Origin of the sequence: Paraburkholderia sp. BR10954 (assembly GCF_040965775.1) — a bacterium.
Lineage (GTDB): Bacteria > Pseudomonadota > Gammaproteobacteria > Burkholderiales > Burkholderiaceae > Paraburkholderia > Paraburkholderia youngii.
Window position 1 is genome coordinate 35,039 of sequence record NZ_JBFRCK010000013.1, and the last position, 23,114, is coordinate 58,152.

General features: G+C 60.0%; 16 protein-coding genes and 3 pseudogenes. 15 read left to right on the top strand and 4 right to left on the bottom strand.

Annotated features, from left to right (window positions below; all coding sequences use genetic code 11):
• Window positions 1-888 precede the first annotated feature (888 nt).
• Both AB4Y34_RS19140 and AB4Y34_RS19145 read left to right on the top strand, forming a co-directional pair.
• Window positions 889-2,100, top strand: a complete 1,212-nt coding sequence (locus AB4Y34_RS19140) for a ParA family protein (RefSeq protein WP_176378527.1) — start codon at window positions 889-891, stop codon at window positions 2,098-2,100.
• Window positions 2,097-3,071: a ParB/RepB/Spo0J family partition protein gene (locus AB4Y34_RS19145; protein ID WP_176378526.1), complete on the top strand. Its 975-nt coding sequence runs from the start codon at window positions 2,097-2,099 to the stop codon at window positions 3,069-3,071. Before AB4Y34_RS19140 ends, AB4Y34_RS19145 begins: the two co-directional genes overlap by 4 nt.
• 1,892 nt (window positions 3,072-4,963) lie before the next feature.
• Here the strand turns inward: AB4Y34_RS19145 and AB4Y34_RS19150 are convergent.
• Complete coding sequence (locus AB4Y34_RS19150) at window positions 4,964-5,455, bottom strand: hypothetical protein (protein WP_368716869.1); 492 nt, start codon at window positions 5,453-5,455, stop codon at window positions 4,964-4,966.
• A 230-nt stretch (window positions 5,456-5,685) separates the two neighbouring features.
• Window positions 5,686-5,829: a hypothetical protein gene (locus AB4Y34_RS19155; RefSeq protein WP_176378524.1), complete on the bottom strand. Its 144-nt coding sequence runs from the start codon at window positions 5,827-5,829 to the stop codon at window positions 5,686-5,688.
• A 155-nt stretch (window positions 5,830-5,984) separates the two neighbouring features.
• On the opposite strand from AB4Y34_RS19155, the gene AB4Y34_RS19160 reads away from it, so the two are divergent.
• From AB4Y34_RS19160 to AB4Y34_RS19185, 6 genes are all read left to right on the top strand, one after another.
• Window positions 5,985-6,161 carry a hypothetical protein gene (locus AB4Y34_RS19160; RefSeq protein WP_176378523.1) on the top strand — a complete coding sequence of 59 codons (177 nt, stop codon included), beginning with the start codon at window positions 5,985-5,987 and terminating at the stop codon, window positions 6,159-6,161.
• Between the two features lie 841 nt (window positions 6,162-7,002).
• On the top strand, window positions 7,003-8,133 hold the full coding sequence (locus AB4Y34_RS19165) for an efflux RND transporter periplasmic adaptor subunit (protein WP_368716870.1): 1,131 nt from the start codon (window positions 7,003-7,005) through the stop codon (window positions 8,131-8,133).
• Window positions 8,130-11,189 carry an efflux RND transporter permease subunit gene (locus AB4Y34_RS19170; RefSeq protein WP_368716871.1) on the top strand — a complete coding sequence of 1,020 codons (3,060 nt, stop codon included), beginning with the start codon at window positions 8,130-8,132 and terminating at the stop codon, window positions 11,187-11,189. Before AB4Y34_RS19165 ends, AB4Y34_RS19170 begins: the two co-directional genes overlap by 4 nt.
• Window positions 11,186-12,688 (top strand): efflux transporter outer membrane subunit, encoded by a 1,503-nt coding sequence (locus AB4Y34_RS19175; RefSeq protein ID WP_368716872.1) that lies wholly within the window; start codon window positions 11,186-11,188, stop codon window positions 12,686-12,688. The genes AB4Y34_RS19170 and AB4Y34_RS19175 overlap by 4 nt, the downstream gene beginning before the upstream one ends.
• Window positions 12,689-12,834: 146 nt before the next feature.
• Complete coding sequence (locus AB4Y34_RS19180; protein ID WP_368716873.1) at window positions 12,835-14,271, top strand: basic amino acid/polyamine antiporter; 1,437 nt, start codon at window positions 12,835-12,837, stop codon at window positions 14,269-14,271.
• 68 nt (window positions 14,272-14,339) lie between these two features.
• Window positions 14,340-15,767, top strand: a complete 1,428-nt coding sequence (locus AB4Y34_RS19185; protein WP_368716874.1) for a basic amino acid/polyamine antiporter — start codon at window positions 14,340-14,342, stop codon at window positions 15,765-15,767.
• 67 nt (window positions 15,768-15,834) lie between these two features.
• On the opposite strand, the gene AB4Y34_RS19190 is transcribed toward AB4Y34_RS19185, so the two are convergent.
• Entirely contained in the window at window positions 15,835-16,518 is a 684-nt protein-coding gene (locus AB4Y34_RS19190) for a substrate-binding domain-containing protein (RefSeq protein WP_368716875.1), read from the bottom strand.
• Window positions 16,515-16,610, bottom strand: a complete 96-nt coding sequence (locus AB4Y34_RS19195; RefSeq protein ID WP_368716876.1) for a hypothetical protein — start codon at window positions 16,608-16,610, stop codon at window positions 16,515-16,517. Before AB4Y34_RS19195 ends, AB4Y34_RS19190 begins: the two co-directional genes overlap by 4 nt.
• Before the next feature lie 107 nt (window positions 16,611-16,717).
• Here AB4Y34_RS19195 and AB4Y34_RS19200 point away from each other — a divergent pair.
• From AB4Y34_RS19200 to AB4Y34_RS19230, 7 genes and pseudogenes are all read left to right on the top strand, one after another.
• Window positions 16,718-16,849: pseudogene (locus AB4Y34_RS19200) on the top strand (amidohydrolase); the annotation flags it as partial.
• Between the two features lie 466 nt (window positions 16,850-17,315).
• Window positions 17,316-17,966, top strand: a complete 651-nt coding sequence (locus AB4Y34_RS19205; RefSeq protein WP_176378518.1) for a response regulator transcription factor — start codon at window positions 17,316-17,318, stop codon at window positions 17,964-17,966.
• A 254-nt stretch (window positions 17,967-18,220) separates the two neighbouring features.
• Window positions 18,221-18,757 (top strand): annotated as a pseudogene (locus tag AB4Y34_RS19210) (fimbrial protein).
• A gap of 100 nt (window positions 18,758-18,857) precedes the next feature.
• Window positions 18,858-19,622 (top strand): fimbria/pilus periplasmic chaperone, encoded by a 765-nt coding sequence (locus tag AB4Y34_RS19215; RefSeq protein ID WP_368716877.1) that lies wholly within the window; start codon window positions 18,858-18,860, stop codon window positions 19,620-19,622.
• Between the two features lie 12 nt (window positions 19,623-19,634).
• Window positions 19,635-21,314: pseudogene (locus AB4Y34_RS19220) on the top strand (fimbria/pilus outer membrane usher protein); the annotation flags it as partial.
• 118 nt (window positions 21,315-21,432) lie between these two features.
• Window positions 21,433-22,476: a fimbria/pilus outer membrane usher protein gene (locus AB4Y34_RS19225; protein WP_368716952.1), complete on the top strand. Its 1,044-nt coding sequence runs from the start codon at window positions 21,433-21,435 to the stop codon at window positions 22,474-22,476.
• Between the two features lie 72 nt (window positions 22,477-22,548).
• The gene (locus AB4Y34_RS19230; protein ID WP_368716878.1) at window positions 22,549-23,109 is read left to right on the top strand and encodes a fimbrial protein; all 561 of its coding nucleotides are present in this window, start codon (window positions 22,549-22,551) and stop codon (window positions 23,107-23,109) included.
• The last annotated feature ends 5 nt before the right edge of the window (window positions 23,110-23,114 follow it).

The window sequence follows — 23,114 nt, forward strand, 5'->3', positions numbered from 1 at the left end:
CTTGCTAGCGGGGCTTCCGCGCGGCGAAGCCTTATGGGACGGCCCATCCGGCCTTCATTTCCTGCAGATGCACAACCCACCTCACCTTCGGAATTCGACGCACAGTCAAACACATGGAACCGCACCTTGGTGGGGAATTGGTCTCACCTTGCCGCACAGCCAACCGCACCTCTCAGCACAGCGAACCTCACTTTCGACACAACACACCTCACCTTTTCGGACCTAAGTCATTGAATGATTTGAATATCGGTTGGGTATGTAGGTTTGTGAGTTTGTTCTCGGTTCAAAAAAACCTACGAACCGGGACCACACAGCATATTGGCGGGAAGATTGCGCAGCGCAGCATGGTGAGGTCGATTGTGCGACGCCTGGAAGCTTATGGACGGGTGCGTCACCAAGGTGAGGTTGGTTGTGCTTTCACGGCGATCTGCAAGGATTGGTGACGGGCTGGGCTCGGGCTGGCCGCCTGTCGCCGGCGGAAATCAGCGGTGCTAGGTGAGGTTGATTGTGCTTTTGCGCTGCAAGCGGACGGAGTGCTCGGCGGAAGGTGGAGACAAAACTGATAATGGTGAGGTCCGTTGTGCTGCAATTCGCCGGAGCGGGCTTCGCGGAAATGAGAAAGTGCACAAATGACCTCACCCAGTGCTTAAGTTTTGAGCAGGTTCGCCGAGTCGGCTGGGCCTATTACGAGGGAAGGTGAGGTCATTTGTGCCCTCGAGCACGCGGTGTTTCTGGGCCTGTTTCGTTTCGACGACAGTTCCGCCACCGAAAACGCTGTGAAAACATCGAAATTTTCAGAAAATCTACATTAAAACAGTAATTTAAAAAGCTATTTTCAAGTATTTCCTGTATTCTGAGGTTTCTGGAATTTTATGGATAAACCTCAGAATGGTCAGAACGAGCCAACTTCCTGCCGTAGACCGAACCGTTCACTTTGAGCAGATCAGTGAGTTCGCAGAAAAAGTCACCATTTTCACTAATGAGCTGCGTGACACGATTCTGGCTCCACGTCCTCGAAAAACGGCTCCCGTCTTCAAGACAGGCGAGATTGCCGAGATGTGCAACATCTCGCACTCGCAGGTTCAGTATCTCGCAACAAAAGGCGACGGAGAACTGCCTTCGGGCACGGCGGCCGGCACCGGCCGCACCCGGACCTTCACGCTGGAAGAAGCGCGGATCTGGGTACAAAAGATTTCCGACATCTACCAGACTCCGCTGGTCACTCGTCTGAAGGAACCAGACGGGAAGATCATTATCACCGCGCAGCTCAAAGGTGGTTCCGCCAAGACGACTACGACGATGTGCCTTGCCCAAGGGCTGTCGCTACGGGGGCGGAAAGTGTTGGTGGTCGATCTCGATCCGCAGGCGTCGCTCTCGGAATTGTGCGGGCTGTACGCGGAAAAAGACGTGTCGCCTGAAGATACGGTGTTGCCGTATGTCTACGACCAGGACATCGAGGGCGGCCTCGAGGGGCGGATTCAGTCGACGTACTGGGATGGCATCGACGTGATTCCTGCGCATACGGAACTGATCGGAGCAGAGTTCCATCTGCCAGCGATGCAAAAGATTCGGCCAGGTTTTCGTTTCTGGACCGTGCTTCGTCAAGGGCTCGAGCCGCTGCGCAAGAAGTACGACTACATTCTGATGGATACGTCGCCGTCGCTGTCGTACCTCAATCTGAACGCGCTGATGGCCGCGGATGCCATGGTGATGCCGATGGTGCCGGAAAACCTGGACTTCATCAGTTCGCTCTCGTTCTGGCGACTCTTCTCAGACGTGTCCAAAAGCTTCATCAAATTCGAGAAGGAAAAGAAATACGACTTTGTGTCGCTGGTGTTATCGCGGGTCGACTATGGGCGAAACTCGTCGGCGCCGATCGTGCGTGCGTGGGCGCAAAGCGCGTACGAAAACTGGTTGCATTCGATCGAGGTACCGGCGAGCTCGGTGATGAGCACCGGGGCGTTGGCGTTCTCGACCGTCTTCGACATTAGCAGCAATCACAGCGCGGCCAAGTCGCTGCAACGCGTGCGGCAGCCTCTCGTCGATTACTGTCGCTGGATCGACGAGATCTATTCGGAAAAATGGAGGAACGCGCAATGAGCAATATGCGAGAACAGTTGCTGGCCAAGACGTCCGGCATTCGCAAAACTTCGTCGATCAACGAGGACGAGGTGAAGCGCAGCAACCGCACGCAAACGGCGCCCGGCCTTGCCGGCGCGCTCGCCGTTGCGCAGCTTCGAGTGCAGGAATTGGAATCGACCGGCGTCGCATCGCAACTGCCGGTTGCGGGGATCTTGCCGAACCCGTGGCAGCCGCGCCGCGTGTTCAACGAAGCAAAGTTGGCCGAGCTTGCGGAGTCGATCCGGGAAGTTGGGCTGATGCAGCCGATCGTGGTCCGTCGTGTCGCCGACGACTATCAGATCGTCGCTGGTGAACGGCGTTGGCGTGCGCACAAGATGCTGGGGCAGGACACCATCAAGGCAGTCGTCGCGGATTGCTCCGACTCGGATATGGCCGTGCTGGCGATGGTCGAAAACATCAGCCGCGACGACCTTACTGACTATGAAATCGGCGTTGCGATCCGTCGATCGGAAGCGGAGTTTCCGAATCGCAAGCGACTGGCGGAAGCGATGGGCTTGTCTCGGGCGGGTCTGTACCAGTTCTTATCGTTCGATAATCTGCCGGACTTCATCAAGAAAGATCTCGATATTCAACCGCGACTATTGGGCGGGACTGCTGCGCAAGCAATCGGGGCGGCCATCAAAAAGCACGGCGAGGATGGGATTAGAGCGGCTCGTGAAATTTGGCCGCTGTTGGTGAGAGGCGAAATGGATCAAGGCAAGGTCGCGGCGGCAATCACTGCCTTGGCGACCCGGCAGACGACGTCGGCTGGTACCAGCGGACGCAGCATCGAGAAGTTTTTCGCGGGGCGAGAGCACGCTGGAAGCATCACGAAGGATGTCAGCAATTTCACGATCAAGATCAAGACCGGGGTGATCACCGAGGCGCAAGAAGTTCAGATACGACAGTTGATCGGACAGATGTTTCAGTCGCAGCCGAAAACGAGTTGATTTGATGTCTGGTTCGGAGTGTAGAAAGGCCCGCTAAATGCGGGCCTTTTTTTCGACCAGCCAAAATGGTCCGAGCTTAGAGAGTGTCTAGAGTCTAGACACTCTCTAAGCTGCCACGCATCAGCGTCCATCCGAGTGTCTAGACTCTAGACATTCTTGGCGGCGGAAACCGACGTCGATATCAGAGCGCCGCCCCCTTGCGGACGAACATTCATTGCGCCTTCGGCGGTTTACGGGGAGACTCGCGTAGTAGGCCCTTCGCGGGGCAATCTTGCAAGAGCTGGTTGCTGGTCAGCTGCTGAACATGAGCGAGCTCGCCATTGACCCGGAATTTATGAGGCAATCGGTGAGCTGGCTTCCACCGATTCGCTGATGGGGTCATATTGCCGGAGGCACAGCCAAAATCGTTCGATGGTCATATGACGGCAGGAATGGTGGGCCAGCTATCTCTCCTGTGAAGGAGAATGTTTTCCGTCAAACCATCCACGGTCATTCTCAACCTCGCGCTACGATCCGGCCATTTGTCCGCGTGCCTCCGCTTGGTCATCGACGGCTCGCTCTCGCTAATCAGAGAAATCGCTGCCCTTTATATCGACTCGCCGCTCGCCAACCGGACGCCACAGGCTTGCCGGCAAAAAGGTGAAATCTCGCGGGATACGCCGACAATGCTTTTCCATAAAGCGTCGAGTTCATCATGGCGCTCCTTGCCGCAGCGCATTGGTGAATGTCGTCGACGCGTTTCACGGCCGCTCGGACGTTCGAAAGCACCTATGGCCACGGACACGCGGCGCTCACACCAACGCTTATCGACCATACAGTCGGCGGCATTTCTGCCGGCAAATCCGTCCCATACGATTCGCGATGGAATCCGGATGCACTGACGCGCAAAGAAAGGCCGTGCATTTGGCTTGCCCTCAGCGGACAGACGGCATACGTCAAGGTGCGGCGGGAGCCAGCCCCGCTATTACTCAATAACCGCGCTAGGCGATGTCCGCATTTCGTAGCGCGATCCCTCTAGACTTAAGCAGATCAAACCAACCGTCAGCGGTGTTCGCATCGGATTCGAGCGGCGCAAGCTTGCCCTGGAATCATGTCCCATTGCAGATCCTGCCAGTCGCCCGACGGCCAGAAGTCAATCGCCAACACCTCCCAACCGCTACGCATTTGACGGTTCGTGCGTCAAGCCAAACTCTGCCCGTTGTTAGTGACAGGACACGTTCGGGTAAATAATCGCGGTCGACAAGTCTGCGGATCGACGCGCGCCCTCACGGGATGCCCGGCTCGTCGTTTTCGAAGGCATGCATCGCGACCGCGCCGATCATCGTTTGGCTCAGCACTTGAGCAATGAGCTAATCGACTGCAACGGATGGTTTCCGTCTGGTCTCGTATGTCGAGGGTACTCGGCGAGCCGCCGCCAGACCACGCGGTCAGCGCGAAATCAAAATCGCCGCGCTCGGCTTATCGGCAATAAACCCGCTGGACGATGGTTGGCGGGATGGGCGGGGGCAATCGCGAAAGTCATCGTGGACGGAACGAGTCGTCGGCCAGCTCGCTCTGTGACATTGATTGGCGAGACGGTTGCGCATCACAGGATCCCCAACGCGAGCCACTATTTATCGCCGAGCGCGTCAACAACTTGAGCGTCAACGCATACCACAGTCGTCCATGGACAATCTAATAACATACGGCGCCAGAGCATGTGGGCAACTTCTACGAACTTAATATCGAAAAAGGACCGAGTATTAGCCAATCCGAGCGCGAACCGCGGATTCCGCAGCCGATCTCGCCAACGGGAGTCTCGTGAAACATTGGGAAATGTCTTTCATATATCATAACTCCTTGTTTTAAAAGGTATTTTTCAACTGATCGAAGCATTGTTTCACGCCGATCAATCAAATTGGTGCACGATACCCCGTCACTTCCATCCATCGCAGACCGGACGCAGGAATGCACCCACGCGACCCAACGATCCGTAACGTTCGATACGTAATTTGTAGCGAATGAATTGGAGTGGCTCGCGCTGACCATTTGAACGTTTCGCTGACTTGATCGATCTCGCCAAGCCCACGCCGTCGTGGAAAAACTCCCGGCTGCTCCGCCGTCACTTCGCCGACCCGCCTCCTCGCAAACCCGCCACGCTGATCGATCTGCTCGATATCCTCACGCAAGATCCGCCGGATCTCGAGGATCGGCCGCGGCGTCTGCTGCACGCTGTGCCCGGCAATGATCGCCTTCTCCGATAGCGCGCCCGCGAGATGCGCGCTGCGATAAGGAACAACGCCATCGTCGGAATCTTCGCGCGGCCCGCTTTCGCGGCACCACGCGATGATCGAACGGAAGCAAACGTGAGGGCCGATCGGCAACTTCGAGATCGCGCGGATCAACGGATCGATTTCGCCCGACTGTACGATGCTGTTCGGCGCGTGGAAGGTCTGTTCCTGCGCTTCGATGTTCGTCGCCGTCCCCATCACTTCCTTGAACTCGTTTAGCAGGGCAAGCGGCAGACGTACGAGGTTGGCCGTCCAGCGCGACGGCCGGTTGCTCGCGAACGGTGTGCCTCGGTGGGGTGCCGCGATAAATATGGCGCGCTCGACGTGCGGCATCGGTGTGAAATTCAGTAGCCAATCGAGCCGCCCGTCCTCACGACCTGTTCGAGCGTGCCCTGGCTGAACCAGATCAACGTGGTGACGTTCGGCGACGGCATCTCGCTGAAATAGCGCGACGCCGGCTTCGGCCCTCCCGCGGTCGGTGACGACACACCGCTATCGGCTTCGGCATTGCCATCTCCTTCGCCATCGGCATCGCCACCCGCGTCGTCGTCCCGGCGAACGACAGCCGCGACGCCGGGAGGACTTCGCGCGGTTCGCGCACGCTTTCGGGGCGCCGGGTCCGGTCCGGCTGAGGTCAAGATGAATGGACCAGCCTGCGATGTATTGCGTGCTCGGCACGTCCTTGCCGGCATCGGTCGCGAGCGCGCCGCGCAGAAACAGCGCGCGCAAGCTTTTGCACCGCGTAGTTGTAATGGTCACGGACCTGGGTCTGACGATCTTCGAATGCACGGTCGCCAGCAGTGCGTTCACCGAGGAATAGAAACGCATACGCGAATCGCGCGGCCCTGAGCCACAGATCGAATCGCGCGTCGCTCCATTCGCAGGGCGTTGTCCGGTGTGTTCGTGATGGCCATCCGCAACGACAGTTCGATGAGGCTCGACAAACGCCAGTCTGTATTGATTCCGCCGACGGTCGAGACGGTATCGATGTAATCCAGCGGCTCGCGTTGGCAGGTGTTTCCATCAGACGACCGGTCGACAGAATATCGCCGCGGCGCATCGCGATGGAGGATCCGGTGGACTCTACGCGCGGCAAATCGCTGGTGCGACCCATGCCGTTCGCCATAATGCGTATTGGCTCCAATGAGAAAGAATCCCGATTTAACTAATCACGGCTGCTCCTTCGGCGAACAAATTCCTTGAGACCTTTAGCGTTCTTTCCGAGCGCACCATGGAATAAATCTGTATGCCCGACGTAAGTCGCGAATCGATTGACGGCTAGCGCATGGATCGGCCATGATGCCCGTGACGAACTGCGAAAGGGGACAATGACGCACGCGTGACACGGGCAGCCCATCCGTGAACCGCGCGAAGTCATGAACGCCCTGTTGATCGTGCTGGAATCGCCGTCCATCCCATACAGGGCGGACTAGTGAATTTCCTCAGTGTTTCTTCGGCGTGGCGAAGCAGGTTGGCAGTTACACAGGATGCCTGATAAACGGAGCCTGAATGACGACGCATAACGTTGCCGGTCCGACAGAAGGGATGCGGACCACTATGAATCCACGAGCAACCTGTAGAGCCTCGTAATCGCCGGCCCGCGAGCTACGTTGCCGCCGGGTGTGCGACATGGGTTGCGCCAGCAGTCAGCCGAGGACGTCATGACCGCAAACCGTTCCGAAGCACCGCAGCCAGGCCGATCAGCCAGCGTCGCATTGACCGGCGTATTGTCGTGCGCGTTGGCCTGTGCGCTCGTCGGTTCGCTGTCGGGCTGCCAACGGCAGACCGAAACACAGAACGGCGAAACGAGGCCAGCCGTGCAGCTCACCAGGGTCGAACCGGCCGACGCCTCCGCCATTCGCATATTTACCGGGCGAGTCGAGCAGACCAGCATCTCGCCGCTCGCCTTCGAAGTATCGGGCCGCGTCGTGCAGATCGCGGTGCTCGAAGGCGCATCCGTGAAACGCGGGCAGGTGATCGCGCGTATCGATGAAGAACCCTACAAGCTGCAACTGCAACGCGCGAACGCGCAGTATCAGCAACTGAGCGACAACCTGAAGCGTCAGGCGGTGCTGCGCAAGGACGGGATTCTGTCACAGGCTGCTTATGAGCAGCTGTCGGCTGCCACGGACGCCGCACGCGCAGCACGCGACATGGCGAGCCGCGACTTGCGCAATAGCCGGCTCGTCGCGCCATTCGACGGCCGGATCGCTCGCCGCAACATCGAGATCCAGCAGGTCGTGCAGGCTGGCGCACCCGCTTTCAATCTGGAAAACATCGGCCGTGTCGATGTCGGCGTCGATCTGCCTCAGAGCATTGCCGAACGGCTGTTCGTCGACAAGACGCTGAGAGCCGAGGCGTGGCTGCCCGAGCGGCCGCAGAACCGCTTCCCGCTAGTGTTCCGCGAACGGACCACGCAGACCTCGCCGACTTCGGCCGCCTACCGGCTCGTGTTCTCGATCGAGGGACCGCATAGCGCCATGCTGTTACCCGGCATGGCGTTGCGGGTACAGATTTCCGACACGGCCCGGCAAGTCGCGCAAAACGACAATCAAGGCTACTTCGCGATTCCGATCGCGGCGGTGTCGATCGGCGCGGACGGTCAGCGCAGTCTGTGGCGCTACGATGCGGCGTCCGGCCGTGTGCATGCGGTGCCGGTCAGCGTGCGCGAAATTCGCAATGACGATGCGGTCGTCGCGGGTGCGGTCGCGGAGGGCGACCGGGTGGTGGCGGGCGGCTCGCAGTTCATGAAAGAGGGAATGGCGGTCCGTCCAATGGATGCGCCTCAATGAACCTCGCGCGCCCCCTGATCGAAAAGCCGTTGATCGCATGGGTTCTGACGCTGATCTCGCTGTTGGGCGGCCTTTTTGCGTACTACAACATCGGGCGGCTCGAAGACCCGAAGTTCACGATCAAGACTTCGGTCGTCGTGACGCTGTATCCGGGCGCGAGTGCGCGCGAGGTCGAGCAGGAGGTGACGGACCGCCTCGAAAGCGCGATCCAGCAGATGCCGCAGGTCGAGAAGCTGAGCTCGCGTTCCATGCCGGGCTACTCTGAAATCCGCGTCCAGATTCGCGACCAGTACACGTCGGCGCAATTGCCGCAAGTGTGGGACGAATTGCGCAACTCTGTATCGGATGCGCAGGTACGGCTGCCGCCGGGGGCGGGCCCGACACTCGTGCTCGACCGCTTCGGCGACGTCTACGGGATGTTCTACGCGCTGACCGGCGAGGGCTATACGCAGGCGCAACTGTATGCGTACGCGCGCGAACTGCGCCGCCAGTTGCTCACGCTCGACGACGTGTCCGACATCGTGATCGCCGGTCAGCAGCAGGAGCAGATCTCGGTCGACGTCGACCAGTCGCAACTGATCGCCAACAATCTTTCCACCGACGACCTCGCGCAGACGCTGTTCCTGCAGAACGAGGTGCGGCCCGCGGGCCGCGAGCGCGTCGGCGACTTGTCGTTGCGGATTGCGCCGACCGGCTCGCTCGATTCACTGCAGGCCATCCGCTCGCTGCCCGTCAACAATACGCCCGGCCCGCTTCTGCTCGGCGACATTGCTCGCGTGAGCCACGGCTACGCGGCGATTCCGAACCAGGTCATTCACTACAACGGTGAGCCCGCGGTCACGATCGGCATCAGCGCGCGACCGCGCGTCAACGTGGTGAGGGTCGGCGAGCGGATCACGGCGAAACTCGCCGAACTCGAGCGCGACCGCCCGATCGGCATCAAGCTGTACTCGCTTTACGATCAGCCGCAGGTCGTCGATGAGAGCGTGCGCGGTTTCATCTTCGACGTGTTCCTGTCCGTGTCGATCGTCGGTGTCGCGCTCGGCATCGGGCTTGGGTGGCGTGCGGGGATCGTGCTCGGCGTCGAGTTGTTCCTGTCGATTCTCGGCACGCTGCTCGTCATGTACGCGGCGGGGATCGAGCTGCAGCGCATTTCGCTCGGTGCGCTGATCATCGTGATGGGCATGCTGACCGATAACAGCATCGTGGTGGTCGAGGGCATGCTCGTGAGGGTGCAGCGAGGCAAGTCGCATCTCGAGGCGGCGACCGAGATTCTCAAACAAAGCCAATGGATTCTGCTTGCGTCGACCATCGTGGGGATTCTGGCTTTTTCGGGCATCGGTCTGTCGCCGGATGCGGTCGGCGAATTCTGTGCGTCGCTGTTCGCCGTCGCTGCGATTTCGCTGCTATTTAGCTGGGTGATCGCCATCGCGCTGACGCCGCTGTTCGGCACGTATCTTTTCAAGCCCGCGGACATCATCGATGAAGACCCGTTCAAGGCGAAGCTGTACAAGCGTTATGGCGAGTTATTGTCATGGGTCACCCGACGGCGCGTGCTCGTGGTGATCGGCCTCGTCGCGCTGACGGTACTCGCCGGCTGGGCGTTCCGTTTTGTCGAGCAGAGCTTCTTCCCCGCGTCGACGACGCCGATCTTCTATGTCGATATGCGTTTGCCGCGCGGCGCCGATATTCGCGCGGTCGTCGAAAAGAGTCGCGAAGTCGAGAAGGTGCTGCTCGAGCATGCGGATGTCAGCAACGTGCAGACGTATATCGGCTCCGGCGCGACGCGCTTCTTCCTTGTCTACGATCCGGAGACGCGCGATCCGTCGTACGCGCAGTTCATCGTCGGCGCGAAGGACCTGCGCCTGATCGACGTGATGCTTCCGGACATCGAAGCGGATCTTAAGAAGCGCTTCCCCGAGCAGCACTGGACGGTGACGCGGCCGAACTTCGGCCCCGGCGGAGGCGCGGCAATTCAGGCGCGCTTCTCCGGTCCCGATCCGGCCGTGCTGCGTCGCTTGTCGCAGGAAGCGCAGAACGTGCTGAAGGCCGACGGCCGCATCATCGCGATCCGCGACGACTGGGAGAACCCGATCAGCATCGTGCGGCCGGAATTCGACGAGTCGCGCGCGCGCTCGCTCGGTGTGACGCGCCGGCAGGTCACCGACACCATGGCTTATGCAACCGAGGGCCTGCGCGCGGGCATCTATCGCGAAGGCGATCAGTTGCTGCCGATCGTGCTGCTCTCGCCCGACTACACGCGCGGCGTCGCGGGTCTGCAGGACTTGCAGGTGTTCAGCGCCGGTCTGCGCCGTTACGTGCCGCTTGGCGACGTGGTCAACGGCTTCACGGTCGGGACCGAGGAAGGTCAGATCGCGCGCGAGGACCGGATTCGCACGATCACCGTATCGGCGAACCCTATCTATGGGCAGAACAGTGTCGACGCCTTCAACCGCATTCGCTCGGGCATCGAGGACATCAAGCTGCCTTCGGGCTATCGCTTCGAATGGGGCGGCGAGCACGAATCGTCGACGCGCGCGCAGCAAAGCCTGTTCCGGCAACTGCCGCTCGGCTTCATCGCGATGGCGCTGCTCGTGCTGATGATGTTCGGACGCCTGAAGCCCGCGCTCGTCGTGCTGCTCGTCGTGCCGATGTCGATCTGCGGCGTGACGATCGGTCTGCTGCTGTTCCGTGGCGCGTTCGGCTTCATGGCGTTGCTCGGTCTATTGAGCCTGATCGGCATGCTGATCAAGAACGGCGTCGTGCTCGTCGAAGAAATGGATGCGCAGGTCGCCGCCGGCGTACCGCGCATGCAGGCGGTGACCCACGGCGCGATGAGCCGCTTGCGTCCGGTGATGCTGTCGGCCGGCACGACGGCGCTCGGCATGGCGCCCCTGTTGTGGGACCCGTTTTTCAAGGACATGGCGATTACGATCATGTCGGGCCTTGCTTTCGCCACCGTACTGACGATGGTCGCCGTGCCGGCGCTGTACTCGATGCTGTTCTCGATCAAGCAGGCGGAATGGGAGCCGGGCCGACACCCGGAAGCAAAATGATCCGCGCGCGCCACTGTCTTCTCGCCGTCGCGGCGCTGCTGCTCGAAGCAGGTTGTTCGGGTTCGTTGCAGCTGGAAAAGCCCGCCGCGTTTCCGCCGCAGTATTCGGAGGCCCAACCGGACGCGGCGACCCCGATGTCCGCGCAGGATCTCGCCGCGTGGTGGACCCAGTACGACGATCCGACGCTGAACAAATTGATCGAACTCGCGCTGGCGCGCAACTTCGACATCGCCACCGCTTACGCGCGCGTCGATCAGGTGCAGGCCGGGATTCGGTTGGCTCGCTCGCAACTGTTGCCATCGCTCGGTGCGAGCGTGAGCGGCGCAAAGTTTCACGGCGGCGAGACGCAGCTCGAGTTCGCGCAGTTCCTCGGCATCACCAATACCGATGCGCAGTTCTGGCGAGTCGGTTTGCAGGCGCAATGGGAGATCGATCTGTTCGGCCAGGGACGCTCGCGGCTCTCGGCGGCACGGGAGCAGGTACGCGCGGCCGCGGGCGATGCGGAAGCGGTGCGCCTGAGCGTGGTGTCGGGTGTCGCGGATCTGTACGTCACGTATCGCGGCCTGTTGCGTCAGCGCACGATCCTGTTGCAAAGCCGCGCGATCGCGGACGACTTCGTCGACATCGCCGAAAAGAGCTTTACCGCGGGCCTCGTGATGAGTACCGACATCGAAGCGGCGCGCGCTGGCCGTGCGCAGGTCGATGCGCGTTTGCAGGACTTGGAGAACGGCATTGCTCAGGCGCGGCTGAATTTGCAGAATCTGTGCGGCGTGCAGCCAGCGGAGTTCGCGGGAATCCTCGATGAAAGCGACACGCTGATGACCGCGCTGCCGCATATCGAGCCCGGCCAACCCGTCGATCTGCTGATGCGGCGGCCGGATCTGATCGCGGCGCAGGCCCGCGTGAATGCGGCGGTCAGACAGTCGGATGTCGCGCGACTCAACTACTGGCCGACCATATCGCTAAGCGGCATGCTCGCGCGCAACGGTTGGGAGTTCGCAGGTCAAAACCTCGGGACCAGCACGTTCTGGCTATTCGGCGCGGCGATGGCGATGCCGCTGATCGACTTCGGCGCGCGGCGCTCGCAGGTGGAGTCGTCGGATGCGCAGGCGCAGCAGGCGATGTTCAACTACGAAAAGACCGCGCTCGGCGCGTTCTATGACGTCGAGCGTGCGCTGGCGCGTTTGAACCGGCAGGACGAGTTGTTCAACGCGCGCAATGAAGAAGTCGCGGGTCGTACCACGCAGCTGAACCAGGTACGACGTCGCTACGAGCTCGGCGATACCGGCCGCGTCGATATCGATCAGGTGCGGGTTGCGCTGCTCGAAAGCCAGTCGTCGCAGGCGAGGGAAGAGGTCGGCAAACTGCAGGCCCAGTTCGCGCTGTTCAGAGCGATGGGGGGCGGCTGGTTGGCCAATCCGCCAGTCGCTGCGAATCCACAAACGCCGACGGGGCCCGCGGCCGCCGCCGGGAACGCACCCGCGCCGGCGTCACAATGAGCGACGACGAGGCACCGCAAACGCACGAAACATTCGCAAGGCTGTTGGCTTCAGTCGGGAGGACTAACAGGAGATGCGCAACGTACGCGTACCTGCTCCGCGTAAGTCCCTTTCTGGAAGAAATCAGCTTCTCTGCAGGGTGAACGATGGCAACCCAGGTCGAGACGAAACTGTCGTTACCCGCATTGACCGCGATGGTCGTCGGCTCAATGGTGGGCGCAGGGATATTCTCGTTGCCGCGCAATTTCGCACGCGCGACCGGACCGTTCGGAGCCGTCATTGCATGGTGCGTGGCGGGCATCGGCATGTATGCGCTGGCGCGCGTGTTCCAGGCGCTCGCACAGCGCCGGCCCGAACTCGATGCCGGCGTGTTCGCCTATGCGCGAGCGGGCTTTGGCGATTATGCGGGCTTTCTATCCGCATTCGGCTACTGGATGGCCGGCTGCTTCGGCAACGTGTCGTACTGGGTGCTGATCAAATCGACGCTCGGCGCTTTCGTCCCCGTCTTCGGCGAGGGCAATACGGCGACCGCGATCATCGTGTCGTCGGTGGGCATCTGGCTGTTTCATCTGGTGATGCTGCGCGGTGTCCAGCAGGCCACGATGATCAACACGATCGTGACGGTCGCGAAAGTGATTCCGATCGTGCTGTTCATCGTGATACTGATCGCGCTGTTTCGCGCCGACATGTTTCATGCAAATCTGCGGGAAGGCAACGATCAGCTCGGCAACGGCCTGTTCTCGCAGGTTCGCGCGACGATGCTCGTCACCGTCTTCGTGTTCGTCGGTATCGAAGGTGCGAGCGTGTACTCGCGCTACGCGAAAAAGCGCTCGGACGTCGGCGCCGCGACGATCACCGGCTTCGTCGCCGTGCTGTGTCTGCTGGTGCTGGTGACTCTGCTGCCTTACGCGAGCTTGCCGCGCGCCGATCTCGCGGTGATGCGCCAGCCGTCGATGGCCGCGGTACTGGGCGCGCTGCTCGGCCCATTCGGCGTCGTGTTCATCAGCGCCGGTCTGATCATTTCGATCCTTGGCGCATACCTCGCATGGTCGCTGATCTGTGCCGAGGTGCTGTTCGCCGCTGCGCGTCTCGAGACGATGCCGCGCATCTTCGCGCGACAAAACGAGCGCAAGCTGCCGGTCGCGGCGATCTGGCTCACGAGCACCGTGGTGCAGTGTTTCGTCATCAGCACGTACTGGTCGACCGATGCGTTTGCGCTGATGCTCAATCTGACGAGCTCGATGGCGCTGATTCCGTATTTCCTCGTGGCTGCGTACGGCATCAAGGCTGCGCGTCGCGATAGTGAACAGAATGGCGGCACCTTGAGCGGTGCGTTGCGCACCGAGTATTTCGTCGCGATGTTCGCGACGTTCTATACGGCCTTTCTGCTGTTCGCGGGCGGCCTGAAGTTCCTGATGCTATCGGCACTGCTTTATGCGCCCGGTACGGTGCTGTATGTCTTGGCCAAACGCGAGCGCGGCATGCGGGTGTTTTCGAAAGTCGAGTGGGTCATCTTTGCCGTCGCGGCCTGCGGCGCGATTGCTGCGCTGATCGGCCTCGCGACCGGCACGATCGTCATCTGAGCGGTCGATCATCGTAGTCGCACGAGCGCGGCTCGATCGGAACGTGTTCGCGGGAGAGCGATCGCAGCATGGACAAGCGCGTCAGACTTTCAGCGCCGGGCCTGATGGCGATGGTGATCGGCTCGATGGTCGGGGTGGGCGTCTTTTCGTTGCCGCAGGCGCTCGGCAAATATACCGGCGTCGTCGGGTCGTTGATCAGCTGGACCATCACCGGCTCCGGCATGCTGATACTCGCGCTGATCTTTCAACGGCTCGCATGGCGCAAGGCCGAGCTCGACGTCGGCGTCTATACATATGCGCGCGTCGGGTTCGGACGCTATACGGGATTTCTGTCGGCGTTCGGCTACTGGTGCGCCAGCTGTCTCGGCAACGTGGCCTATCTCGTGCTGATCAAGTCCGCGCTTGCGATCGTCGTGCCCTCGTTCGGCGCCGGCAATACGTTTAGCGCGATCGTCAGTTCCTCGCTGATGATCTGGGTGTTTCACTATCTGATTCTGCGCGGCGTGAAGGGCTCGTCGATTGCGAATGCGTCTATGACGGTCGCCAAGTTGCTCGCGCTCGGACTGTTCGCGGTGCTCGTGCTGTCGAGCGTCGAGTGGCGGGTGTTCGTCGCGAATCTGTGGACCGGTCCCGAGCCGTCGGCGACCGGTCTTTTCGATGAGGTGCGCAAGACGATGTTGGGGACGGTCTTCGTGTTTCTCGGCGTCGAAGGCGCGAGCGTTTATTCACGGCACGCGCGCGAACGGCGCGATGTCGGCGTCGCGACCGTGCTCGGCTTTCTATGCGTGCTTGTGTTGATGGTCATGGTCACGTTGTTGTCGTATGGCGTATTGCCGCTCGAGCAGCTGGGTACGCTAAAAAATCCGTCGATGGCTGGCGTGCTGAGCGCCGCGGTCGGTGCCTGGGGCGCGGTCGTGGTCAAGCTCGGCCTGTTGATATCGGTACTCGGCTCCTATCTCGCATGGACGCTGATCGCCGCCGAAATTCTGCACGCGGCGGGCAAGAGCCGTACGATGCCCGCGTTTCTCGGCCGAGAAAACCGCAACCACGTACCGGTCGCCGCGCTATGGATGACGAGCCTCGTGATCCAGGTGTTTCTGATCGTGACGCTGTTTTCGAAAGAAGCGTTCACGCTGGCCAAAGAGTTCACGACATCGATGAGCCTGATTCCATATCTGTTCGTCGCCGGCTATGGATTGAAGCTCGCCGCGAGCGGCGAATCGTATGCGGGGCAGCCGTGGTCACGGCGCATCGATTTCATGCTCGCGCTGATGGGCTGCGTCTATGCGCTCTTTCTCGTGTACGCGGGCGGGCTGCATTATCTGTTGATGTCGACCGTGCTTTACACGGCGGCGACTGCATGGTTCTACATCGCCGAGCGTCGCAAGGGAAAACGGCCTGTGTTTACGCCGCTGGAACGCTGGCTGTTCATCGTGGTTCTGCTTACCGCGCTGGTCGCGTTCGCCGATATCGTGCGCAATCATTTCGGGGCTTGAGCATTTCAGTGCCACTCGCAGGTGAGGGCGGTGCTCAGGAGATAGCTTGCCGCGCGCGCCGCGGGGCTCACATCAGCGCGGCCTCGCGAATGCAGCGAATGAAATAGTCGGCCGGGCGCGTGTGAATCGCGCCTTCGCGCTGCATCAGATGCAATCTCGCAGTGCGCGACGTTTCAACGAAATCCAGCGTTTTCATATGCCCCGTCGAGTTCACGAGTTCGAGCGTGTGCGAAGCCCAGGCCATCACGGCGTCGATGCTGAGTGCGAGGCTGCACATCAGCGATTGCGACGTGCAGCGAGTGATCCGGCTCGGCACCGGCAGGCCCTGACGGTTGAACAGATCGGCGACGAATTGCGGATAGTCGTCGGTAGTGTCGGAGTGGACGCATTCGACATCGCACGGATCGGCGAGCGAACTGGCCTTCGCGAGCGCACCGTTCGCGCGCACTGCGAACGCCAAAGGATAAGACAGCAGTTCCGAACATTCGATCGACGAATCGGCGGACGATTCGGTCGCCGCGGCGAGCGCGAAATCGAGCGAACCCTGGCGCAACCGATCCTGTAGTTTCGTCGCGTGAAACTCGAGAAATTCGACTGTGATGTGCGGCATATCCAGGCGAAACCTTGCATAAGCATCGGGCAGCAGCGTGAGTGCCGCGAGCGGCGTCACACCGATCGTCACGCGGCCTTCCTGCGCGCCTCGCTCCATCGCCATCTGCTGTTCGGCGCGCCCGAGTTCCCCGACGATCAACCGCGCATGCCGCAACAGGGATTACCCGTGCGCGTAAGAGCGGCGCCATTGACGCTACGGCCGAATAACGACATGCCGATGTCGGTTTCCAATTCCCGAATGGCTTTGATAACGACTGGCTGACTGACGAATAGCGCCCGCGAGGCGCCGACGAGCTTGATCCAGCGCGTGTCACACGGGTCTGTCAGAGGAGACGGCGTTGTCCCATAACATCAATATCGATCCCACAATTCGCGAGCAGGCGGCCGAATTCGTCGAATTACGCCGGCGCATTCATGCACATCCGGAACCGGGATTCGAAAAAGTCGAAACGAGCCGGCTCGTCGCCGATCGCCCAGTCATTGCTGCTTCTTGTGTAACGCTCAACGTACTTGCCGCTCGCAAGCGGGTGTGGAGAGCACCTTGAGCCAAGCACTCCTTGTACCTATGACGCATATAGGAATTCTCCGATTTTTTTCCTGTTAGCGCCCCGTACAATCCGGCTAAGTTGAAGGCGGGAGTCTTTTAAATTCTCGCCGCTGAGCGGGGCGCGTTGCGCTATCCCGTCTTCATGATGGTCCATGTCAGGTTGCATGCGAAAAATTACTTTGTTTCTACCAAAAGCGCACCGACCCGCTCAGCGATTTCAATTGATTCAAATAAACAGTGGCTCAAAAACCTCCGACGAGCGGCATGGGCGAGATATCCCCGCGCCCTTTCCGTCATGTAACGGCGTGAAATGACATCGTACTTTGGTAACAAAGCATGCAGGTGTGTCTGCACGAGAAAGGTATTCACCAGCGTGGTATGGAGTGCGAGTGAACAAAATCAGAGTGGCTATTGCCGACGATCATCCATTCATTCTCCTCGGCGTCGAGCATCTTCTCCAGCGTTGTCCGGATATTCAGGTCTGTTTCAAAAGCGAAACGATTGGCCAGCTTCTCCAGCTGTTGGTTGAAGTACCAGTCGATGTGCTCGTGTGCGACTACGAATTCGAAGGCGATCCGTATGCCGATGGTCTCAATCTTCTTGATCGCATCCGGCGTGTCGCTCCAACCTTACGAGTAGTGTTCCTGAGTACGCACTCTTCCACGCACCTCATTTCGGCTGCGCTCAATGCGGGGGCGGCCGGCTTTGTCGGTAAGGGGCCGGAGGGCTTTGTCAGCCTTACCGCTGCCATTCGTGCCGCCAAAAATAAGAGCGTCTTTCTGCCTGATTCCATTGCGAACAAGATGTTGCGCGCAACGGCGCGCGCAGCGGAAGGCGGATCTTCTCTCAATTTGCTATCCAAAAATGAGTCGACAGTCGTGCGAATGATCTGCGACGGCATGTCGATCGCCACAATCGCCGAGCGGCTCAATCGCAGTCCCAAGACCGTCAGCAATCAGAAGAACGCTGGCATGAAGAAGCTGGGTGCCAGAAACGACGTAGAACTCGTCACGATCGTGCGCGAGTGGTCCTGCTCGTAGCTATTGCCGCGATCCTCAGGCGGATTCTGTAGTTCTCCTAGCGCCTTTTCCTACCGTATGGCGGTCCTGACATCGACTCAGTTCGAGGAATCGACACGCCGTTTGTCGGCTGTCCCATATGGGATTTCATTTTGGGTATCGGCCCATTAACACCGATCTTCTTCAATGACATCATTCCTCTGCCTTGACGATCGCTGGGGAGCTCCGGCTTCACAAGGGTGTGTAGTTTTGAAATAGCAACAAAGAGGAATCTCATGAAAAAACAAGTGACGCAACTCATGATCGCGGTGGCCGGCCTGTCCGTCGCGCCGATGGTTTTCGCTCAAGCCGCACCGGGCACAGGTCAGGTAACGTTCAACGGCGAACTGATCGACGACACCTGCGTGATTAACGCTGGTGACGACGACAAGACGGTCACGCTGCCTACCCTGTCTACCCAGTCGCTGGTTGCAGCTGGTTAAACCGCCGGCTCCAGGATGTTCGAAATTTCGGTGTCGCAGTGCCCGGCAACGCTGACCAATGTCGCGGCGCATTTCGAGACCACGAACATGGACCCGGCTACGCGTAATGCCATCAATCAGGCAAGCACTTCGCCGGCTTCCAATGTCGAAGTGCAATTGCTCGACAGTGATGGCAATACGCCAATTCTTCTGGGTAGCACGGGTTCGTTCGTTCCTGTCGCGAGCGACGGCACCGCAACGATGAGCTACGGCGGCCGGTACTACGCAACGAACAAAACCACGGCCGGTAACGTGACGGCGGTTGTTCGCTACACGCTGGCATATCAGTAAGCCAGTCCAAGCCGAATGGCATCGGGTTGCGCTTCTTTTCTGAAGGCAACCCGAAGTGACGTTCCGCTTATCGGTCGCGAGGGAGGAGCGAGTGTCTTCAATGAAATTCTCTAGATATCTGGTTGCGGCCATAGCGTGCAGTGTCGCGTCGTTTGCTGCACAAGCTGCTATCACCATTACCGGTACGCGAGTTATTTATCCGGCGCAAAACCGTGAAGTCAACGTTCGTTTGAACAATGTTGAGAGCCGCCCGGTCCTGGTCCAAGCGTGGCTGGACGACGGCGATGCGGCAGCTGCGCCGAATGAAATCAAGGTGCCGTTTACGTTGTTGCCAGCCGTATTTCGAGTCGAACCTCACCGAGGTCAGGCTTTGCGCATCATGTTCGCGGGCGGCGACCTGCCGGTTGACCGTGAAACAGTCTACTGGTTGAACGTTCTGGAAATTCCGCCGAAGCCTAAGGACGCTGATGACCGGAACATGATTCAGCTCGCGTTCCGTACGCGTATCAAGATGTTTTACCGGCCCACATCGTTGCTCGATGACCCAACGGCGGGGCGAGCTCAACTGAAGTGGCATGTCGAGTCGGATGACCAAGGTCAGAGGGTCGTTCGTCTCGACAACCCATCGCCCTACTACATTTCCATCGGCATGGCGGAAGTAGAGACGGCAGGCAAGAAAGTCGCTCTTTTGCCCACTATGGCACCTCCGTTCGGGCACGTTGATCTCCATCCACAAGAAGGAAAGCTGGATATCAAAGCTCCTGCCACAGTTTCCTACACAGTTCTGAACGACTTCGGCACAGCGATCAAGGACTCGGCGGTGGTGGTAGGAGTACAAAGCGCGGAAGCGCAAAAGAATCAATAATTGGAATACGGTATGTCGGGCGTGCGGAATAGTAAGACGGCGGTTGCAACAGTATTCACTAATGTCCCTTTCCGATTCCACCCACTGGCGTGGGCGGCAATCGTAGCGTCGGGCTGGGTCTTTTCCGCGAATTCCGCGGTCGCCGCATGTGCGCCGGATTCGAGCGGGGCGACGCCGCCCAGTGACTGCTCGGCGTCCGAACTGCCGCAGCAGGCTGTTGGTGCCAACGTAGAAGCTGCGCATACAGATGCGTCATCTGACTTGCCGACATCGAATGCGCCATCTGTGGAAGCTCCGCAAGAAGTCGAGTTCAATCCCGCGTTCTTCACGGGCAACGTCGCCGATCTGTCGCGCTATACGCGAGGTAATCCTGTTGCTCCGGGTGTTTATCCGGTCGAACTGCTCGTCAATGGTAAGAAGCGTGGACGCTTCGATGTCGTTTTTCAGGCGGTGCCGGACTCGGATATCGCCAGGCCCTGCTTCACGATATCCAGCCTGGACCGGGCTGGCGTAGATACCGAACGCGTGATCCAACGGCTAACGGAAACCGGAAAGGGCGACGTCGACGAGACAGATGCGTCATCGCAATGCGTGTCGCTGGCGGAAGCCATACCAGGATCGCTGGCATCGTTCAACACCGCCGATCTCCAACTCGATCTGTCGATTCCGCAGATCGAACTGCGCAAGGAGGCTGCCGGTTATGTCGATCCATCCCGTTGGGACAACGGGATCAACGCAGGCTTCGTGCAATACAGTCTCGCCAGCTATACGACTCACCAGAACAATGGGAGCGGAGACTTCAGCAGTGCCTACCTCGGTCTGCAAAGCGGATTCAACGTGAACGGCTGGCGTTTCCGGCAGTGGGCCACGGCAAGCGTGCAGAACCGGAGTCCCGACGCGCATTGGCAAAGTGTCGCGCTGTTCGCGCAGCACGATGTCACGGCGCTTAAGAGTCAATTGACGATCGGCGACAGCTCGACGAGCGGTGACGTCTTCGACTCGTTCAACGTGCGTGGCGTCCAGCTTTCGAGCGACGACCGCATGTTGCGGGATTCCATGCGCTCCTACGCACCGGTTGTGCGTGGCGTGGCCGATACCAATGCACGCATCATCGTCCGTCAGAACAACGTCATCGTGGCGGAGACCAGCGTACCGCCGGGACCATTTGAATTGAGCGACCTGCCGGCTACCGGCTATGGCGGCGACCTTCAGGTCACTATTGCAGAATCCGACGGCCGCCAGCGGACTTTTCTGGTTCCGTTCGCGTCAGTCCCGCAGTTGTTGCGGCCAGGTGTTTCACGTTTCAATCTGACGACCGGTGTCTATCGCGATACCGTGCTGGATAGCCATCCGTGGGTGGCGCAGGCGGTTTATCAGCGCGGCCTGACAAACCTGTGGACCGGCTACACCGGTGCACAGTTTGCGGAAGGTTACTGGGCAGGGCTGGTCGGTGTCGCGCTCAATACGCCGCTCGGCGCATTCGCGTTTGACGTAACCGCGGCCGGAACGAATATTCCCGGCATATCGGGTGGTCGTCCCGGCTACAGTACCCGGATCAGCTACAGCAAGCTTCTTCCGGGGCCGAACACGAATTTTTCGGTTGCGGCCTACCGCTACTCGACCGCACGCTTCTATAGCCTGCGTGACGCGATGTACGCGCGATATGGCTCGCGAGACCTCACGGGTCAGTATGACTACCGCACGCGCAGCCGTCTGCAACTGAACGTCAACCAACCGATCGGCGAGTCTAGTTCTTTTTTGTATCGCCGGCAGTTCGCAGAACTACTGGGGCGCGTCGAAGGGCTACGATCTGCAATATCAGGTTGGCTTCAACAGCGCGTACAAACGGGTGTCCTACTCGCTGTATGCGCAACGCACGCGCCTGCAAAACTCGAAGATCAGCACGCAGGTGGGCTTGAACCTGACGATTCCGCTCGGTAAGGTCGACTCGAACGAGCATCGTATGTTCGACTATCTGACCACCAACGTTGCGCGCAGCTCGAACGGGGACAGCACGATCCAGGCCACTGCGTCGGGCAACACGACCGGAGCCACGCCGATCAACTACGGTGTCAACGCATCGAGGATCGTCGCCGGTGACAATCGAACCGTTTCCGCAGGCGGTTACGCGATGTATCGCGCGCCGTTCGGTACATACAACCTCAATGCATCGATCAGCAATCAGACCCGTCAAGCCGCATTCAACGCCGACGGCGCGGTCGTCATTCACAGCGGCGGCGTCACGCTGAGCCCGCCACTCGGTCAGGCGTTCGCGCTCGTCGAAGCGAAAGGCGCAGAGGGTGGCCGGATTATCAATGGCCAGGGCGCGCGAATCGACGGCCACGGCTATGCGGTGGTGTCTTCGTTGACGCCATACCGGGTCAACACGGTCGCGCTGGATCCGAGCGACGTGCCGCTCGACGTTGAACTGGGCAACACGAGTGAAGAAGTCGTGCCGCGCGCGAATTCGCTGGTGAAGGTGAAGATTGCGACGACGCGGGGCACACCTATCTTCGCGGAGGTCATGGATCGGGAAGGCAAAGCCATGCCGATGGGCGCCGAGTTGTTCGATGAATCCGAGAAATCGGTGGGCATCGTCGGTCAGGGCGGTCTCGCGTATCTGCGCGGCCTCGAGCACGAAGGCAAGCTGCTGGTGCGCTGGGGCAACCGCGCAGCGGAGCAGTGCGTGATGCCGTACACGGTGCCAGCCGACGACAAAGCGGACAGCAGCCCTCACGCGGGAATCGTTGCGCGCATCAAACTGAGCTGCGATCCAGCGCTTGTCTGGTCTGCGCCGGCAAAGCCCGTCGCGCGGCGTTCAGCGGGCGCGGCGCTTGTCAGTTCGCTTCGCTGAAGGCGAAGGCCGATGCCCGGTCAGCGCCAGCGCTGCGGCTCAGATGATTCCGCCGACAGTGGAGGTCAGAAAATGAAAAATATTTGCAGATACATTCGAATTGCCGGACCAACTGCCGGGTTGATCGCGAGTGCGCTGTTGGGATCAGTTTGCGTATATGCGCAAGGATCGCCCTCGGTCACGCTCAACTTTAGTGGCACCTACAACGCGACGACGTGTTCGCTGGTCAGTTCGCCCGACATGACGGTCACATTGCCGAGGCTTTCGACGCAATCGCTGCCGAGAGCCGGAGTGGCGGATGGCTCAAAGGTCTTCACCATCACGATCCGATGCCCAAGCGGCGAGACGGGTGCGCGCGTGTATTTCGAGAGTGGTTCGTCGACCGATCCCAATACGGGAAATCTGGACCTGCAAAACGCGGGCGGCACGACATCGGCAAAGAATATACAGGTCATGCTGGCGAATGCGGACGGATCGCGGATCAAGGTCGGCGACCGATCCACGATGAAGGTCATTCCGATCACGTCCACGGATCCGACGCCGGTGGATTTCATTGCCAGCTACTACGCAACGGGTCGAGCCACGGCTGGCACTGTGAGTACATTCGTCACCTATGTCGTCGAAATGCCCTGAGGGTG

Excerpts from the sequence above, each read along its gene's own strand:
- AB4Y34_RS19175 (WP_368716872.1), top strand. The coding sequence starts at position 11,186 with ATGATCCGCGCGCGCCACTGTCTTCTCGCCGTCGCGGCGCTGCTGCTC.
- AB4Y34_RS19140 (WP_176378527.1), top strand. The coding sequence starts at position 889 with ATGGTCAGAACGAGCCAACTTCCTGCCGTAGACCGAACCGTTCACTTT.
- AB4Y34_RS19165 (WP_368716870.1), top strand. The coding sequence starts at position 7,003 with ATGACCGCAAACCGTTCCGAAGCACCGCAGCCAGGCCGATCAGCCAGC.
- AB4Y34_RS19185 (WP_368716874.1), top strand. The coding sequence starts at position 14,340 with ATGGACAAGCGCGTCAGACTTTCAGCGCCGGGCCTGATGGCGATGGTG.
- AB4Y34_RS19230 (WP_368716878.1), top strand. The coding sequence starts at position 22,549 with ATGAAAAATATTTGCAGATACATTCGAATTGCCGGACCAACTGCCGGG.
- AB4Y34_RS19145 (WP_176378526.1), top strand. The coding sequence starts at position 2,097 with ATGAGCAATATGCGAGAACAGTTGCTGGCCAAGACGTCCGGCATTCGC.
- AB4Y34_RS19170 (WP_368716871.1), top strand. The coding sequence starts at position 8,130 with ATGAACCTCGCGCGCCCCCTGATCGAAAAGCCGTTGATCGCATGGGTT.
- AB4Y34_RS19180 (WP_368716873.1), top strand. The coding sequence starts at position 12,835 with ATGGCAACCCAGGTCGAGACGAAACTGTCGTTACCCGCATTGACCGCG.
- AB4Y34_RS19160 (WP_176378523.1), top strand. The coding sequence starts at position 5,985 with ATGGACCAGCCTGCGATGTATTGCGTGCTCGGCACGTCCTTGCCGGCA.
- AB4Y34_RS19215 (WP_368716877.1), top strand. The coding sequence starts at position 18,858 with ATGAAATTCTCTAGATATCTGGTTGCGGCCATAGCGTGCAGTGTCGCG.